Annotated in this window: 13 protein-coding genes and 4 pseudogenes; 16 read left to right on the top strand and 1 reads right to left on the bottom strand. The window is 70.8% G+C overall.

Translation table 11 applies throughout. From position 1 onward, the window contains the following. Positions 1–59: 59 nt before the first annotated feature. The 8 genes and pseudogenes from aroA to trmD all read left to right on the top strand — a co-directional run bounded on the left by aroA (position 60) and on the right by trmD (position 9,601). Positions 60–1,649 carry a 3-phosphoshikimate 1-carboxyvinyltransferase gene (gene aroA, locus ACZZ0J_RS04715; RefSeq protein WP_463435133.1) on the top strand — a complete coding sequence of 530 codons (1,590 nt, stop codon included), beginning with the start codon at positions 60–62 and terminating at the stop codon, positions 1,647–1,649. After that, positions 1,643–3,316, top strand: a complete 1,674-nt coding sequence (locus ACZZ0J_RS04710) for an AMP-binding protein (RefSeq protein WP_463435131.1) — start codon at positions 1,643–1,645, stop codon at positions 3,314–3,316. The genes aroA and ACZZ0J_RS04710 overlap by 7 nt, the downstream gene beginning before the upstream one ends. Positions 3,317–3,319: 3 nt before the next feature. Beyond that, positions 3,320–4,489, top strand: a complete 1,170-nt coding sequence (locus ACZZ0J_RS04705; protein ID WP_194647953.1) for an acyl-CoA dehydrogenase family protein — start codon at positions 3,320–3,322, stop codon at positions 4,487–4,489. Positions 4,490–4,572: 83 nt separating this feature from the next. Then, on the top strand, positions 4,573–7,521 hold the full coding sequence (locus ACZZ0J_RS04700; protein WP_463435129.1) for an SDR family oxidoreductase: 2,949 nt from the start codon (positions 4,573–4,575) through the stop codon (positions 7,519–7,521). Between the two features lie 164 nt (positions 7,522–7,685). Then, positions 7,686–8,099 (top strand): 30S ribosomal protein S16, encoded by a 414-nt coding sequence (gene rpsP / locus ACZZ0J_RS04695; RefSeq protein ID WP_111086066.1) that lies wholly within the window; start codon positions 7,686–7,688, stop codon positions 8,097–8,099. Positions 8,100–8,102: 3 nt separating this feature from the next. Next, positions 8,103–8,338: pseudogene (locus tag ACZZ0J_RS04690) on the top strand (RNA-binding protein). A 19-nt stretch (positions 8,339–8,357) separates the two neighbouring features. Next, positions 8,358–8,903 carry a ribosome maturation factor RimM gene (gene rimM, locus ACZZ0J_RS04685; RefSeq protein ID WP_463435127.1) on the top strand — a complete coding sequence of 182 codons (546 nt, stop codon included), beginning with the start codon at positions 8,358–8,360 and terminating at the stop codon, positions 8,901–8,903. 5 nt (positions 8,904–8,908) lie between these two features. After that, positions 8,909–9,601, top strand: coding sequence for a tRNA (guanosine(37)-N1)-methyltransferase TrmD (gene trmD / locus ACZZ0J_RS04680; RefSeq protein WP_463435125.1), 693 nt, complete (start codon positions 8,909–8,911; stop codon positions 9,599–9,601). A gap of 139 nt (positions 9,602–9,740) precedes the next feature. On the opposite strand, the gene map is transcribed toward trmD, so the two are convergent. Next, the gene (gene map / locus ACZZ0J_RS04675; protein ID WP_463435123.1) at positions 9,741–10,532 is read right to left on the bottom strand and encodes a type I methionyl aminopeptidase; all 792 of its coding nucleotides are present in this window, start codon (positions 10,530–10,532) and stop codon (positions 9,741–9,743) included. A gap of 166 nt (positions 10,533–10,698) precedes the next feature. On the opposite strand from map, the gene rplS reads away from it, so the two are divergent. The 8 genes and pseudogenes from rplS to ACZZ0J_RS04635 form a co-directional block, all read left to right on the top strand. Further along, entirely contained in the window at positions 10,699–11,055 is a 357-nt protein-coding gene (gene rplS, locus ACZZ0J_RS04670) for a 50S ribosomal protein L19 (protein ID WP_123339832.1), read from the top strand. Positions 11,056–11,185: 130 nt separating this feature from the next. Continuing rightward, positions 11,186–11,928, top strand: a pseudogene (gene lepB, locus ACZZ0J_RS04665) (signal peptidase I). Further along, a complete protein-coding gene (locus tag ACZZ0J_RS04660; RefSeq protein ID WP_123937691.1) occupies positions 11,925–12,623 on the top strand; it encodes a ribonuclease HII in 699 nt (232 codons plus the stop codon). The pseudogene lepB and the gene ACZZ0J_RS04660 overlap by 4 nt, the downstream one beginning before the upstream one ends. A gap of 252 nt (positions 12,624–12,875) precedes the next feature. Further along, positions 12,876–13,199 (top strand): DUF2469 family protein, encoded by a 324-nt coding sequence (locus ACZZ0J_RS04655; protein ID WP_111086072.1) that lies wholly within the window; start codon positions 12,876–12,878, stop codon positions 13,197–13,199. A 105-nt stretch (positions 13,200–13,304) separates the two neighbouring features. Beyond that, complete coding sequence (locus tag ACZZ0J_RS04650; protein WP_111086073.1) at positions 13,305–13,652, top strand: histone-like nucleoid-structuring protein Lsr2; 348 nt, start codon at positions 13,305–13,307, stop codon at positions 13,650–13,652. Positions 13,653–13,804: 152 nt separating this feature from the next. Beyond that, on the top strand, positions 13,805–14,194 hold the full coding sequence (locus ACZZ0J_RS04645) for a YraN family protein (RefSeq protein ID WP_463435120.1): 390 nt from the start codon (positions 13,805–13,807) through the stop codon (positions 14,192–14,194). Further along, positions 14,191–15,713, top strand: a pseudogene (locus tag ACZZ0J_RS04640) (YifB family Mg chelatase-like AAA ATPase). Before ACZZ0J_RS04645 ends, ACZZ0J_RS04640 begins: the two are co-directional and overlap by 4 nt. A gap of 149 nt (positions 15,714–15,862) precedes the next feature. Further along, a pseudogene (locus ACZZ0J_RS04635) lies at positions 15,863–16,635 on the top strand (DNA-processing protein DprA); the annotation flags it as partial. Positions 16,636–16,686 lie beyond the last annotated feature (51 nt).

Below are 16,686 nucleotides of genomic sequence, written 5' to 3'. Positions count from 1 at the left end.
TTCACAGTAGTTCCACACCGGGCGTACCGTTGATATGTACAGAGCAGGAAGAGGTACGCATGCAGTTGGTCGTGCGCGGCACGTCCGCACCACTCGTCGGTGAACTCGACGTCCCGGTCTCGAAGTACCACGCGCACCGCGCGCTGGTGCTCGCGTCGCTGGCGAAGGGGACGAGCATCGTCTCCGGCATCAGCGCCACCCGCCAGGTCGAGTGGACCGTCGGCACGCTCCGCGCCCTCGGCGTCGACGTGCGGCGTCGAGGGGACGAGTACCACGTCACCGGGCTGGGCGGCCGGTACGAGGCCACCGACGTCGTCGACCACGGGTCCCGTGGCGCCGACGGCATCCTGAACATGGGGTCCTCCGGCACCACGCTCTACTTCATGACGGGTCTGGCGTCGCTCGCCGACGAGCCGATGACGCTCGTCGGCATGAAGTACTTCCAGCGCCGGCCCATCAAGGCACTGCTGACCTCGCTGGCCCAGATGGGCATCGAGCTCGAGGCGACCAACGACTGCCCGCCCGTGACCGTGCAGCCGAAGCGCCCCCGCGGCGGCGACGTCACGATCGCGGGCACCCTGTCGCAGTGGGTCTCCGGCCTGCTCCTCGTGGCGCCGTTCGCCGAGCAGGAGACCCGGATCCACATCACCGGCGACCGGCTCAACGAGCAGCCCTACGTCGAACTGACCGTCCGGATGATGCGAGAGTTCGGCCTGACGGTCGAGGTCTCCGACGACTGGCTCGAGTACCGGATCCCGGCGAACCAGCAGGCCACCCCGCACGACTACGTCATCCCGCCGGACATCGGCTCCGCCGCGTTCGGCATCGCCGCGGCCGGCATCCGCGAGTCGAACCTGCTCCTGCGCGGCATGACGGCCTTCACCACCGCCGAGACCGACCACCCGGAGAGCGAGTTCCTCGACCTCGCGACGGCGATGGGCGTCCCGATGCGGATCGACGAGGAGACCGGGTTCGTGCGCATCGAGCACGACGGTTCCCCGCTGCGACCGCTCGACATCGACTGCCAGCCGATCCCCGACCTGCTACCGGTCCTGTCGACCATGGCCACCTTCGCCGAGGGCACCACCCGGCTCTGGAACGTCGCCCACATCCGGTTGAAGGAGTCCGACCGCGTCGCGGCGATGCTGCAGCTCAACCGCATGGGCGGCCGGGCCGAGCAGGGTGCCGACGAACTCCGCGTCACCGGTGTCGGGGCCGCGGGACTCCACGGCGCGCAGATGTCGTCGTTCAACGACCACCGCGTGCTCATGTCACTCGCCGTCGCCGCCTCGAAGGCGCGCGGCACCTCGGGGCTGACCTACCCGCGGGCCTACCGGATCTCGTACCCGACGTTCCTGGAGGCGATGAACTCCGTCGGCCTCGACATGGAGGTCGGCGACGCCCTCGCCGCGCAGATCGCCCGCGACGACCGGGCCGACGCGGCCGAAGCCGCCGAGATCGCCGACGCACGCACCGACCTCGGCGAGCGCACCGAGGGTGAGCGGGCCGACGGTGAGCGGGCCGACGGTGAGCGGGCCGACGGTGAGCGCACCGACGGTGAGCGCACCGACGGCGGGCAGCAGCCGGTCGCTCCCACGACCCCGGAGCCGCTCGCGGCCGCCGGGGTCGACGCCGACCCCTCGTGCTGAGCGAGAAGGTCCGCACGCTCGCGACGACCGATCCCGACGGCCTCGCGGTCATCGAGGTCGGCGGCGCAGCACCCGTGCACACCACGTGGCGGGAACTGCAGGACGAGGCCGACAAGGTCTCCGCGCTCCTGCTCGAGCTCGGGGTCCGTACGGGTGAGTCGGTCGCCATGCAGCTGCCGAACTGGCGCGAGTTCGTCTCCATCACCCTCGGGGCGATCCAGATCGGGGCCGTCGCGACGCCGATCATGCCGGTGTTCGGTCCGCGCGAGACGACGATGACGCTCGCCCGGTCCCGCGCCCGTGTGGTGTTCCTGCCGAACGTCTTCCGCAAGCGCCGGCCCGCGCTCGAGCTCCTCGACGTCATCGACGAGGCGAAGGCCCAGCAGCGCCGGCTGTCGGTCGAGCACGTGATCGTGCTCCGGTCCGAGGCGCGCGGCCAGGTCGACGCCCCGACGAACCAGCCGCCGCTGCCGGCCGACGCCCTGGACCGGGTGGCCACGAGCGACTGGCACTGGCGGTACTTCGACAACGCCCTCGACGCCGTGCACGTGGACGTCGACGAGATCACCGCTCGTGCGCCGGGCCCCGGCGACGTCTGCCAGTTGCTGTTCACGAGCGGCACGACGGGGGAGCCGAAGGGCGTGCAGCACCCGCACCGCACCCTCGGGCTGGCGACCGCCATGCACGTCGCGCAGTCGGGCTTGACGAGCACGGACCGGATCTACATCCCGTCGCCGCTCGCGCACCAGACCGGGTTCCTGTACGGCATGCTGCTGGCGTTCCGGCTCGGTGCGCCGCAGGTCATCCAGCCGGTGTGGGACGGCACCGTCGCGCTCGAGCAGGCGTTCGGCGTCGCGCAGGCGTCGTTCGTGCAGTGCGCGACCCCGTTCCTGACCGACCTCGTCGACCTGGTCGAAGCCGGTGCCGCCCAGCCCGAGTCGCTGCGCATCTTCGTGCCGACCGGTGCCGCCGTGCCGCGGACCCTCGCCCAGCGGGCCGCGACGGTGCTCGGCACGGCCATCCTCGGCGCGTTCGGCACGAGCGAGACCTGCCTCGGCGCCCTGTCCAGCCCGAGCGACGACCCGGCGGCAGCGTACGGGCACGACGGCCGCGCGCTGCCGGGCATCCGGATCCGGATCGTCGACGACGAGGGCCACGAGCTCCCCGCCGGCACCGAGGGCAACTTCGAGCTGCACTCGCCGACGATGTTCGACGGCTACCTCGACCGCCAGGACCTGACCGACGATGTCTTCACCGACGACGGCTGGTACCGGACCGGCGACCTGGCGAAGGTCGACGCGAACGGCTTCCTGTCGATCACCGGCCGGATCAAGGACGTCATCAACCGCGGCGGCGAGAAGATCCCGGTGGTCGAGATCGAGAACCTGCTCTACCAGCACCCCCTGGTCACCGACGTGGCGATCGTCGCGATGCCGGACGCCCGACTCGGTGAGCGTGCGTGCGCGTTCGTCGTGCCGGCTGCCGGTGCCGAGCGGCTCGACTTCGCGGCGATGCAGCAGGCGCTCGACAAGGCGGGCGTGAGCAAGTACTACTGGCCGGAGCGGCTCGAGTACATCGACGAACTGCCGCGCAACGCCGTCGGCAAGGTCCAGAAGAACGTCCTGCGCGAGCAGGCGGCCGCGCTCGTCGCGACGAAGGAGAACTGAGAGATGACGATGGTCACGGAGCCGGACACCGAGACGGCCTTCCAGCAGCTCAAGGCCGAGGTCACCGAGTGGGTGCGCGGCCGCGGCGAGGAGTGGGCCGACGAGATCGAGCGCACCGGCCAGGTCGCCCCGGAACTCTTCCAGGAGCTCAAGGACAAGGGGTGGCTGTCGCTCGCGGCGCCGACCGAGCTCGGCGGACGGGCCATCCCGTTCTCGCGCTACCTCGAGGTCATGGAGATCGTCTCGCGTTCGCACGCGTCGATCCGCATGCTCGTGCACGTCATCAACGGCACCTGGCGCGCGATGGCCCCCTACGCGACGCCGGAGCAGATCGAGCAGGTCGTCAAGCCGAGCGTCGCGGGCGACAAGCTCGTCGCGTTCACCCTGACCGAGGCCACGGCCGGCACCGGCGCGGACATCCGCACCACCGTCCGCCGCGAGGGCGACACCTACGTCATGAACGGTGAGAAGCACCTCATCACGTTCGGTGTCAAAGCCGACTACTGGCTCATCGCCGCGCGGCTCGAGGGCACCAGCGGTCAGGACGGCACGGTCGCGTTCCTCATGCCGAACAGCGGGCTGCCGGGCGCCGAGGTGATCGACGACTCCGACACCATGGGCATCCGGGGCACCGACCACGCGATCCTGCGCTTCACCGACGTGCCCGTTCCGGCCAGTGCGCTGCTCGGCGCCGAGGGCCAGGGGCTCGAGGTCGCGCTCGGCGGCTTCCTGCTGCCGAGTCGCGTGTCCGTCGCGATGAGCGCCGTCGGCCTGGCCGAGCGTGCGAACGAGCTCGCCGTCGAGTACGCGAACAAGCGCGAGACGTTCGGCAAGCAGCTCTCCAGCCGCCAGGCGATCCAGTTCTACCTGGCCGAGAACTACGCCGACATCGCCGCCGCCCGCGCCCTGGTGCTCGAGGCCGCGCGCGCCTACGAGGAGGACCGCCCGGACGCCGGCACGCTGTCGAGCGCCTCGAAGATGGTCGCGGTCGACATGCTCGCCCGCGTCACCGACAAGGCCCTGCAGGTGCACGGCGGCCAGGGCTACTGGAAGCGCAACGCGATCGAGCGTGTCTACCGCGACGCGCGCGCGCAGCGCTTCGAAGAGGGCACCAACGAGATCCAGAAGCTGGTCGTCGGCCGCGCCGTCGTCACCGGCAAGGCCGGGTTCTAGACAGCAACCACCCACCGGACGGGAGGCCCGTGGCGGGCCCGCCACGCGCCTCCAGTCCGTCCCCACGCACGCAAAGGACCGCAGTGACCGACAACACCAACGCACCCATCGCACTGATCACGGGCGCTTCGCGCGGCATCGGCCGCCTGCTCGCGCAGAAGCTCGGCCAGCGCGGCGTGACCGTCGTGGTCACGTACAAGGGCAACGCCGACCTGGCCGAGGAATCCCTGGCCGACGTCAAGGCCGCCGGCGGCGACGGGATCACCGCGCAGGTCGACATCGAGCAGCCGGAGTCGATCGACGCCCTGTTCGACCTGGTGCGGGACACCTACGGTCGCCTCGACCACTTCGTCGCGAACGCCGCCGCCAGCGCGTTCAAGCCGGTCAAGGAACTGAAGCTGCACCACCTGGACCGCAGCTACGCCACGAACGCCCGCTCGTTCGTGCTCGGGGCGCAGCGTGCCGCCGAGCTGATGGACCGCGGTGGGCGCATCGTCGTCGTGACCTCGTACGGATCGCTCCGCGCGTTCCCGACCTACGCCGCGCTCGGCGCCGCGAAGGCCATGAGCGAGTCGTACATGAAGTACATGGCGGTCGAGTTCGGTCCGCGCCAGATCACGGTGAACGCGGTCAACGGCGGGCTCATCGACACCGACTCGCTCGAGTACTTCTACACGAAGGTCCCGGGCCAGGCGCCGATCGACTCGGTGTTCGAGAAGCTCCCGCTGCAGCGCCCCGGCACCGCCGACGACATGGCCGACGCGGTGGACTTCCTGCTCTCCGACAAGGCCGGCTACATCACCGGGCAGGTACTGTCGGTCGACGGCGGCCTGACCGTGATCGCCCCGCCGTTCTGGGCGGACACGACGTCGCCGCTGCGCGACGCGGTGCTCCTCCGGCAGAGTAGGGGCATGAGCACCGTCGCCCTGCCCGAGCTCGCCGTCGTCTCCTCGCCGTGGACACTCGGCCCCCTGACCCTGCCCAACCGGGTGGTCATGGGGTCGATGCACACCGGACTCGAGGTGCACGACGACGGTGGGGCCGGCATGGCGGCGTTCTACCGCGAACGTGCTGCCGGCGGTGCCGCGTGCATCATCACCGGCGGCATCGCGGTGAACGACGAGGCCCGTGGTGGCCCCGACTTCGCCGTGTTCGGTGTCGGGGGAGCGGACGAGCGGTTCCGCGCCGCGGTCGACGTCGTGCACGAGGAAGGCTCCACGATCCTCGCGCAGCTGTTCCACGCCGGGCGGTACGCGCTCGCCGCGGGGATGGTCGACCGGCACGGGGAGCCCCAGCGCGTGGTGGCACCGTCGGCCCTGCCCTGGGCGGCCGCCCGTGGCGTGGTGCCGACCGAGCTGACGCCGGCCGAGATCGAGCGCACCATCGAGGACTTCGCCGCCGCGGCCCGGTCCGCGCGCGACATCGGGTTCGACGGCGTCGAGATCATGGCGTCCGAGGGCTACCTCATCAACCAGTTCCAGTCACCGCTGACGAACCTCCGTGACGACGAGTGGGGCGGTTCGCCGGAGCGTCGACGACGCTTCACGGTGTCGGTCGTCGAGGCCGTCCGTGCAGCGGTGCCCGACCTGGCCGTGACGATCCGGCTCTCCGGCGCCGACCTGATGCCCGGTTCGTCGACCGAGGACGACGTCGACGCCCTGGTGCACGACCTGCTGCCGCTCGGGCTCGACGGCATCTCGGTGGGGATCGGCTGGCACGAGTCCCGCACCCCGACCGTGCAGGCCGCCGTGCCGCACGGTGCCTGGCTCGCCTACGCCGCGCGCATCGCCGGGGTCGTGCGCGCCTCGTCGTACCCGGACGTCCGGGTGATCGCGTCGAACCGGATGACCGACCTGCGCGACGGTGAGACCGTCCTCGCCGACGGGATCATCGACGCCGTCGCGCTCGCCCGACCGTTCCTCGCCGACCCCGCGCTCGTGAACCGGTCGCTCGCGGGCCGGTTCGCGCTGGTGAACACCTGCATCGGCTGCAACCAGGCGTGCCTCGACCGCTCGATCATCGGTGCGCCGGTGTCCTGCCTGGTGAACCCGCGCGCCGCCCGCGAGGTCGCGTTCCCCGCACGTCCGACCACCGACCCGAAGCGCGTCGACGTCGTCGGCGGGGGACCGGCCGGTCTCGCCGCAGCCGTCGACGCCGCCCGACGCGGCCACCGCGTCACCGTGTGGGAAGCCGCGGACCGGCTCGGCGGCCAGTTCGGCCTCGCCGCGCTCGTTCCCGGCAAGGAGGACTACGCCGCCACCGTGCGGGCTGCCCGCGCCGAGCTCGACGACCGCGGGGCCACGGTGCACCTCGGCCGCCCGGCCACGCCCGCGGACCTGGCCGACAGTGACGCCGTGGTGCTCGCCGCCGGGGTGGTCCCGCGCGACGTCGACGTCCCCGGTGCACACCTGCCGCACGTCCTGTCGTACGAGCGGGCACTGCGCGAGGGCGTGCCCGCCGGCACCGTCGCGATCATCGGCGGCGGCGGCATCGGCGTCGACACCGCAGCGTTCCTGACCGAGTCGCCGGACGAGTCGGTCCGCGCCACCGAGTTCGCGGCGCGCTGGGACCTCGACGTCTCCGAGGAGCTCGTCGGCGACGTCCCCCAGCGGCTGCCCGCCGCGTCGCGCACGATCCGGCCGGGCTCCGACGTCACCGTGCTCCGCCGATCGGGCAAGTTCGGGCAGGGCGTCGGGATCACCTCGCGCTGGGTCGCCATCGGGCGCCTCCGTGACGCGGGGGTGCGCATGGTCGGTGGCGTGCAGGAGTACCTGCGCATCGAGCCCGGTGCCCTCTGGATCCGCGACGAGCACGGCGAGGAGCGTGCGATCCCGGCGGACAACGTCGTGGTCTGCGCCGGGCAGGAACGCGCGATCGACACCGAGGGTGACGTGCGTGACGGACTCGTGACGGGCCTCCAGGCCGCCGGTGTGCCGTTCGCCGTCGTCGGCGGCGCACGCGACGCACGGAGCGTGGACGCGGTCCGCGCGACGTCCGAGGCCCTCGAAGCGGTCCGGCGACTCGCGCCGTAGCGCGTCGGCTCGCATCGCGGCCCGGAATCTGTAAGAATGAACGGTCGAATCGCCGCAGCTCGACCCTCTATCCAGCTGTGAGCGATCTCTCCCGAGCTTTCACCGTGTGTGCCCCCACGCCCGCGGTTCCAGTTCAACCACAACGTAAGCAAACAGGAGCAATTGTGGCTGTCAAGATCCGTCTGAAGCGTCTCGGTAAGATCCGTGCGCCCTACTACCGCATCGTCGTCGCCGACTCGCGCACCAAGCGCGATGGTCGTGTCCTCGAGGAGATCGGTCAGTACCACCCGACCGAGGAGCCCTCGGTCATCAAGATCGAGTCCGAGCGTGCGCTCTACTGGCTCGGCGTCGGCGCGCAGCCGACCGAGCAGGTCGCGGCCCTCCTCAAGCTGACCGGCGACTGGGCCAAGTTCAAGGGCGAGAAGGACACCGCGTCCAAGGTCAAGGTCGCCGAGCCGAAGCAGGCCTTCCAGGTCGACTCCTCGAAGAAGGCCGTCCTCAAGCCGAAGTCGGAGAAGACGGCTCCCGCCGCCAAGACCGACGACGCCGAGACCGCCGACGAGACGACCGAGGCGTAGTCCTTGCTCGAATCCGCGCTGACGCACCTCGTCAAGGGGATCGTCGATCACCCCGACGACGTGCGCGTCGCCAGCTCCACCTCCCGCGGGGCGAGGTCCTCGAGGTGCGCGTGCACCCCGAGGACCTCGGCCGCGTGATCGGTCGTGCCGGGCGGACCGCCAAGGCACTCCGCACCCTCGTCTCGGCCCTGGCCGACGGCAAGCGTGTGCGGGTCGACGTGGTCGACACCGATTCCTAGGGAGACGACCCAGCTCCGGGTGGGTCGAATCACGAAGGCACACGGGCTCAAGGGCGGCATCAAGCTCGAGCTCTACACCGACGACCCGGATCGTCGGTTCACCCCCGGTGCCACGTTCGCGCTCCAGGTCCCCGATGATTCACCGTGGTCGGGCAAGACCCTCGAGCTGGACGAGCTCCGCTGGTACAACGGTCACCCCGTCGCGTTCTTCGCCGGGATCGACGACCGCACCGGCGCCGAGTCGCTCGCCCGGATCATCCTCTGGGTCGAGCAGGACGCCGACGCCGAGACCGGCGAGGACGACGCCTGGTACGACCACCAGCTGGTCGGGCTGAAGGTGCTTCGCGACGGCGTCGAGGTCGGCACCGTCGCCCGGGTCGACCACATGCCGGCGCAGGACCTGCTCGCGATCGACACCCCGTCGCGCGGCGAGGTCCTCGTGCCGTTCGTCGCGGCGATCGTGCCCGCGGTCGACATCGCGTCCGGCACCGTCACGGTCACGCCGCCGCAGGGTCTGTTCGAAGACCCGGAGGACACCTCCCGGCCCGAGACGGTCACGGACTAGCTGCCGTGCGGATCGACATCGTCACGATCTTCCCGGAGTTCTTCTCCGTGCTCGACGTGTCCCTGCTCGGCAAGGCCCGCTCCGGTGGGCTGCTCGACCTGCACGTGCACGACCTGCGCTCCTGGACGACCGACCGGCACCGCACCGTCGACGACACCCCGTACGGCGGTGGCGCCGGCATGGTGATGAAGCCGGAACCGTGGGCGCAGGCGCTGGACGCCCTGCTGCGGCCGGACGGCTCGTCGACCCTCGTGGTCCCGACGCCCGCCGGCACGCCGTTCAAGCAGTCCATCGCGCGCTCGCTCGCGTCGACCTCCGACCACCTCGTGTTCGCCTGCGGGCGGTACGAGGGCATCGACGCCCGCGTCTTCGAGTGGGCGGCGTCACGCTGCTCGGTCGTCGAACTCTCGCTCGGCGACTACGTGCTGAACGGCGGCGAGGTCGCGGCGATGGCCATGATCGAGGCCGTTGGGCGACTCGTCCCCGGCGTCGTCGGCAACCCCGAGTCCTTGGTCGAGGAGTCCCACGAGGACGGCTTGCTCGAGTACCCCTCGTACACGAAGCCCGCTTCCTGGCGCGACCACGACGTGCCCGAGGTGCTGCTCAGTGGCCACCACGGCAAGGTCGCTGCGTGGCGGCACGAGCAGCAGGTGGAGCGGACGCGGCGCGTCCGGCCGGACCTGCTGCCCGACTCGTAGCGCCTTCCTGCCCCCCGAGACTCGGGCTGAGCGACAGTTCTCGCGGTCGCGATCGCGAGAACTGTCGCTGGGCATGAGACTCGGCTCCGCCGTTTCGGACTGGAGGCGCGGGGCGGGCCTGCACCGCGCCTCCAGTCCGTCAGGCGGTCGGGTCGGCGCGCTGGGCGCGACGCAGGGTCAGGACCTCGGGTCCGGCCTCGGTGACCGCCACCGTGTGATCGACGTGCGCAGCACGTGAGCCGTCGACGCTCCGGAGTGTCCAGCCGTCGTCGTCCTGGTACAGCTCGTCGGTGCCCTGCATGAGCCACGGCTCGATCGCGACCACCAGCCCCGGCCGGAGCTTCAGACCGCGACCGGGTCGCCCGTCGTTCGGCACGTGCGGGTCGCCGTGCATCGTGTGACCGACGCCGTGCCCGCCGAACTGCAGGTTGACGCCGTAGCCCGCCTCCTTCGCCACGTGCCCGATCGCGTGCGAGACGTCGCCGAGCTTGTTGCCCGGCGCAGCCTGCGCGATGCCGGCGGCCAGGGCGCGCTCGACGGTCGAGATGAGCGTCTGGTCCTCGTCGCGAGGCGTTCCGACCTGCACCGACACGGCGGAGTCCGCCACCCAGCCGTCGACGCTCGCGGCGAAGTCGAGGCTGACGAGGTCGCCGTCCTGCAGCACGTGGTCGAACGGCAGACCGTGCAGCGCGGCGTCGTTCACCGAGGTGCACAGGTTCTTGCCGAACGGCGACTTGCCGAACGACGGGTGGTAGTCGACGTAGCAGCTCTCGGCACCCCGGTCGGCGATCATCCGCGCGGCGACGCGGTCGAGCTCGAGCAGGTTCACGCCGACGTCGACGGTGTCGAGCAGTTCGTCGAGGACGTCGGCCACGAACCGACCGGCGACGCGCAGGCCGTCGAGTTCCGTGGGGGTTCGCAGTTCGATCATGGGTCCATCCTCGCTGTTTTGCCCCCGGCGTTCCGTGTGGCAGTATGGACCGCTGTGCCCTGGCTGGACTCTGCCACGGGGAGTCGCCGACACCGGGCACGCACCACCACTTCATCAGACATCGATCCGCGGCGACCCGTGTGCGTCCGCAGAGAGTAGAACAGCCATGAGCCAGCTCCTCGACAACGTCGACGCAGCATCGCTGCGGACCGACGTCCCGGACTTCCGCGCCGGTGACACCATCAAGGTGCACGTGAACATCGTCGAAGGCACGCGCTCGCGTATCCAGGTCTTCCAGGGTGTCGTCATCGGCCGCCAGGGCCACGGCATCGGCGAGACCTTCAAGGTCCGCAAGGTGAGCTTCCAGGTCGGTGTCGAGCGCTGGTTCCCGGTGCACTCGCCGATCATCGACCACATCGAGATCGTCACCAAGGGTGACGTCCGTCGCGCGAAGCTCTACTACCTGCGCGAACTGCGCGGCAAGGCGGCCCGCCGCAAGATCAAGGAGAAGCGCGACGCCTGATCGCCTTCACAGTGAGCGCCCGCGAGCCGGACGCCGCTGCTGGCCCCTCGCCGATGTACGGTTGTGCATCGACGGGGGCTTTCCTTGCGCCCGCTGAACCCGGGCGGGCACGGTGTGAACGAGAGCGGAAATGACGGACACGACTGAGGAATCCGGGCGCAGGCCCCGGCCCGAGAAGCAGCGCAACGGGATCCTCACATTCCTCCGCGACCTCGTCATCATCTTCATCGCGGCGCTGCTCGTGTCGTTCTTGGTCAAGACGTTCCTGATCCGCTCGTTCTACATCCCGTCAGCGTCGATGGAGAACACGCTGCAGATCAACGACCGCGTGATCGTCAACGAACTCGTCCCGGGTGTCGTGGCACTGAAACGCGGCGACGTCGTGGTGTTCAAGGACCCGGGCGGATGGCTCGCCGGGTCCGAGGTGCCGAGCGTCACGCCGGACACCCAGCCCGCCAAGGCGATCGACTGGGTCCTGACGCAGATCGGCCTCGGGACGGGCGACAGCGACGACCACCTCATCAAGCGCGTGATCGGTCTGCCGGGCGACAAGGTCTCCTGCTGCAACGACCTCGGGCAGATGTCCGTGAACGGCGTCCCGATCAAGGAGCCGTACCTCAAGCTGCCGGCCGGCGCTCCGCGTCGGCGACGCGACTTCTCCGTCACCGTGCCGAAGGGCACCATCTGGGTGATGGGCGACAACCGGAACGACTCCAAGGACTCCCGCTACAACGGGGACACACCGTCGAAGGGTTCGTGCCGTTGTCCGACGTGACCGGCCGCGCCTTCGTGATCTCCTGGCCGACGAGCCGCTGGACGTGGCTCGACGACCACCCCGAGGTGTTCGCCGGGGTGGAGGAGCGCGACCAGTGACCCCCGTCCGCCCCTCCCTCCGCGTCGAGAAGCGACTGCTGGCCGAAGGCCGTGTCACGGTCATCGGGATGGACGAGGTCGGACGCGGTGCGATCGCCGGTCCCGTCGGCGTCGGCGTCGCGGCCGTGACGATCGATGTCGGGCGGGTCCCGCAGGGTCTGGCCGACTCGAAGCTGCTGTCCGCCACCCGCCGCACGGACCTGGTCCCCGTCGTCACCCGCTGGGCGCGCACCGCCGTCGGCATGGCGTCCGCCGAGTACGTCGACCGGCAGGGGATCGTCCCGGCGCTCGGAGCCGCGGGGGCGCAGGCGCTCGAGTCGCTGGTCGCCGGTGGCCTGTCGCTCGACGGCGCCGTCGTCGTGCTGGACGGGTCCTTCGACTGGCTGACCCGTGCCGTCCCCGCCTCGCTCCGTCCGACGACGGACCCGCTCGAGGTCGTCGTGCAGGTCAAGGCCGACCGGGACTGCGCCTCGGTCGCCGCGGCGTCGATCGTGGCGAAGGTCGCGCGGGACGCCCTGATGATCGCGGCCCACGACGAGGCACCGCACTACGCCTGGGCGTCGAACAAGGGCTACGGCTCGACCGCGCACTACGACGCCATCCGCGCGGTCGGGGCGCACGCCCTGCACCGCAAGTCGTGGTTGCACCAGGCGTCGAGCGTGTCACTCGAGGGCTTCGACGCGCTCGTCAGCTGACCCGGCGCCGTCGACCCCGGCCTGCCCCGCCCTGCCCGCCTCGGCTGTGGCTCGTGAGGTTCCGAAATCTCGGCGTCTCGGCGCACGCCCGGCGCCGCCGCGGAACCTCGGCGGAGCGCACGGCGTGTTGTGGAACCTCGGTGGGCTCGGATCGGGAGCGGACGCCGAGCTTGCTCGCACTTCCGTCTTCGGGTGCATCCCTCGAGCTGCTGTCGCACACTGGTGCGGCTGCCGCCGTAGACTGTGGGCGCAATGGATGAGGACGAATTCGACGACTACGACCGCGAGGTCGAGCTGGCCCTGTACCGCGAGTACCGCGACGTCGTGTCGCAGTTCCGCTACGTGGTCGAGACCGAGCGGCGTTTCTACCTGGCGAACGAGGTCGAACTCGTGCGCCGGGACACCGAACACGATTTCTACTTCGAACTGACGATGAACGACGTCTGGGTGTGGGACGTCTACCGTTCCGACCGGTTCGTGAAGGGCGTCCGCGTCCTCACGTTCAAGGACGTGAATGTCGAAGAACTGACATCGCGAGAACTCGAACTGCCGAAGGAACTCGCACTCGACGAGTGATCGTCAATTCCGGTGCATTCGGTGAATCGCCGGTGATCGGTGACGTGCCGGAATTCCACGCGCTATTCTGGTCGGGATTTCCCGTCCAATGAACAGGAGCCGCGCATGGCACAGAAGGTCACCGTCCAGCTCGTCGACGACCTCGACGATTCCCCCATCACCACCGGTGAAGGACGCACGGTCGAATTCGGTTTCGACGGCTCGTCCTACGAGATCGACCTGACGAACGACAACGTCGACAAGTTCCGCGAAGCGATCTCCGACTACATCGCCGCGGCGCGCAAGGTGTCCGGCCGTCGCACCGGTAGCACGGCCCCCAAGTCGGCCCCGAAGCGCGGGAACTCCGAAGAGCTCGGCAAGATCCGCGAGTGGGCGAAGGAGAACGGCTACGAGGTCTCGACTCGTGGTCGTATCTCGACCCAGGTGCAGGAAGCGTACGCAGCCGCACACTGAGCTGCTGTCGTCGAAGGACCCGGGTGATCGCGATCATCCGGGTCCTTCGTCATTCCTCCCCAAGGGCGATCGTCGTCATCTGATTCCACAGAGCCGTCGTCAGCGCCCATCCGCGCTGCCGTTCCCGCGATCGTTGCCGTGGAGGCAATGACATGGAACAGAAGCTGCACGATCGCCCCGGACGAACACTCCGGAACGGCCGCCTGGGGCGGTTCGGCGAGGACCAGGCCGTGGCGTGGTTGCACGAACGGGGATTCCGGGTCATCGAGCGGAATTGGCGGTGTGCCCGGGGCGAGATCGACATCGTCGCGTGGGATTCCTGCACACTCGTGTTCATCGAGGTGAAGACGCGATCCGGTACGACGACTGGGCATCCGTTCGAGGCGATCACGGCGACGAAGCTCACGCGGATGCGACGACTCGTGGCCGAGTGGTTCGACGCCCATCCGGAGGTGTCGGCACGCGCGATCCGCATCGACGTCGTCGCGGTCCACGTCGACGGTCCCCGGACGGCCGTGCAACACGTGGCGGGTGTGCTGTGACGGGCATCGGTCGTGCTGCGGCCGTCGCGCTGCTCGGCGTGACCGGGCGCCGGATCGAGGTCGAGGCCCACCTGACCAGCCAGCTGCCCGCCTTCAGCATCATCGGACTGCCGGACACCTCGCTCGGCGAGGCGCGCGAGCGGGTCCGTGCCGCCGCTGCGAACGCCGGGTGTCCGTTGCCGGCTCGGCGGATCACGGTGAACCTGACGCCGGCGGCGATCCCGAAACGGGGTTCCGGGTTCGACCTGGCGATCGCGATGGCCGTGCTCGCCGGCGCCGGACTCGCGCCCGACGTCAGTGAGCGCATCGTCTACATCGGGGAGCTCGGTCTGGACGGTCGTGTTCGACCGGTCGCCGGGGTCATCCCGATGCTGCTCGCCGCCCGCGACGCCGGGGCCGACCGGGTCGTGCTGCCGGTCGGGAACCTGCCCGAGGCCCGCGTGGTCGACGGCGTGCGCACCACCGGGGTCGACTCACTCCGAGCGGCCGCGATCGACGCCGGTGCGCTGCTGCCGCCGGTCGAGGTCGAAGCGGTGCTTGCGGCGCCGGTGCCCGCGGTCCAACGCCCGGTGGCCGAACTGTCGGACGTCGTCGGGAACCCGATCGGGGTGCGCGCCGTCGTCGCCGCGGCGGCCGGCGGACACCACGCACTCCTGCTCGGTCCGCCCGGTGCCGGCAAGACGATGCTCGCCGAGCGCCTACCCGGACTCCTGCCCGACCTCGACGACGCGACCGCGCTCGAGGTCGCCGCCGTCCGGTCCGTCGCCGGACTCGGACCGGCGTCGTGGAGCACGAAGCCCCCGTGGGAGGCCCCGCACCACTCGGCGTCGGCGATCTCCCTGATCGGCGGCGGCTCCGGTGTGCTGCGACCCGGAGCAGTGTCGCGGGCGACCGGCGGCATCCTGTTCCTCGACGAAGCACCGGAGTTCCCCCGTGCGGTGCTCGACGCGCTCCGCCAGCCGCTCGAGTCCGGTCGGATCACCATCCACCGGGCTGCGGGCGCCGCCGAGTTCCCGGCGCGGTGCCAGGTCGTGCTCGCTGCCAACCCCTGCCCGTGCGGCAACGCCGGCGGAGCGCACGGCCAACCGTGTGAGTGTCCGCCGAGTGCGGTTCGGCGCTACCTCGGGCGGATGTCCGGACCACTGCTCGACCGGATGGACATCCGGGTGCTCGTGCCCCGGGTGACGACCGGGAAGATGCGTGGTGCCGACGGGAGCACGCCGACGACGGCCGAGGCCCGTGCCGGTGTCGCCGCGGCCCGCGCGCGGATGGCCGAACGCCTCCGAGACACCGGGTGGACGAAGAACGCCGAGGTCACCGGGGCCTGGCTGCGGGCGGACGGTCGGATCGAACCCGGTTCGACCACTGAGCTCGACCGGGCGCTCGACCTCGGCACCTTGACCATGCGGGGTGGGACCGGGTGATGCGGCTCGCGTGGACCCTCGCCGACCTCGAAGCGGTCGACCGTCCGAGCAGAGCACACGTCCGGGGCGCCCTCGCTCTGCGGAGCGCGCTGTGAGCGGCGTGGGGCCCGGCCACGGCAGCGAACTGCTCGCCGCGATCCGTCGGGTCCTCGGGACTGACGGGGCGTCGGACCCGGTCCAGACCGCCGCTCGGGTCGCGTGGTCCGTGATCGTGGAGCCGGGGGACTCCGTCGCCGGTGAGCTCATGGCAGCCCTCGGGTCGGAGCGCGCCCTCGGCTCGGTCCTGCTGGCAGCCGACGGTGCGTTCGACGAACTGCTCGACGGGTGTGTGGAGGCCGGCGTGCCCGGTGCGGAGGACCCCGATGCGTTCGCCGGTGTCCTGCACACGGCCATCGACCGGTGGCGACCGCGCTTGGTCCGGTCCGACGTGGCCGACGTCGTCGCCTCGGCGGAAGCCGTCGGGGCACGACTGCTCGTGCCCGGTTCAGCCGGATGGCCGACGGCGATCGACGACCTCGGCCCCCACGCACCGCTCGTGCTCTGGACGCGCAGCGCCACGTCGGGTGTCGGTGACGGGGCACCCGCCCTGGCCGTGGTCGGGTCGCGGGCGAACACCATCGCCGGGGCTGAAGCAGCCGCCGAGATCACCTCGGCCGCGGCGGACGCCGGCTGCACGATCGTCAGCGGCGGCGCCTACGGGATCGACGCGGTCGCACACCGGGTGGCGATCGCCGCAGGGGCCCCGACGATCGCGGTCCTGGCCGGGGGATCGACCAGCTCTACCCTGCCGGCAACGTCCAGCTGCTCCACAACGTTGCTCGGCAGGGCGCCCTGGTGGCGGAGTCGGCGCCGGGGACCCGCCCGACCCGGTGGCGCTTCCCGGCCCGGAACCGGTTGATCGCCGCCCTCGCCGATGCTGCGGTCGTCGTCGAGGCCGGTGCGCGGTCCGGTGCGCTCAACACCGCGCACCACGCCGGGCAGCTCGGTCGCCCGGTGTTGGCCGTCCCGGGAGCGTTCGCGTCCTCGGCGTCGGTCGGGTGCCACCGGCTCGTGGCGCAGGGCCGCGCG

It is taken from the genome of Curtobacterium sp. AC272 (assembly GCF_979258155.1).
Note: the sequence above shows the minus strand (reverse complement) of the source record. Positions and strands in the feature narration are given on the sequence as shown.

Bases quoted from the DNA above. Each gene is read 5' to 3' on its own strand.
- rplS (WP_123339832.1), top strand. From the start codon at position 10,699: ATGAGCCAGCTCCTCGACAACGTCGACGCAGCATCGCTGCGGACCGAC.
- ACZZ0J_RS04705 (WP_194647953.1), top strand. From the start codon at position 3,320: ATGACGATGGTCACGGAGCCGGACACCGAGACGGCCTTCCAGCAGCTC.
- ACZZ0J_RS04650 (WP_111086073.1), top strand. From the start codon at position 13,305: ATGGCACAGAAGGTCACCGTCCAGCTCGTCGACGACCTCGACGATTCC.
- map (WP_463435123.1), bottom strand. From the start codon at position 10,532: ATGATCGAACTGCGAACCCCCACGGAACTCGACGGCCTGCGCGTCGCC.
- ACZZ0J_RS04655 (WP_111086072.1), top strand. From the start codon at position 12,876: ATGGATGAGGACGAATTCGACGACTACGACCGCGAGGTCGAGCTGGCC.
- ACZZ0J_RS04645 (WP_463435120.1), top strand. From the start codon at position 13,805: ATGGAACAGAAGCTGCACGATCGCCCCGGACGAACACTCCGGAACGGC.
- aroA (WP_463435133.1), top strand. From the start codon at position 60: ATGCAGTTGGTCGTGCGCGGCACGTCCGCACCACTCGTCGGTGAACTC.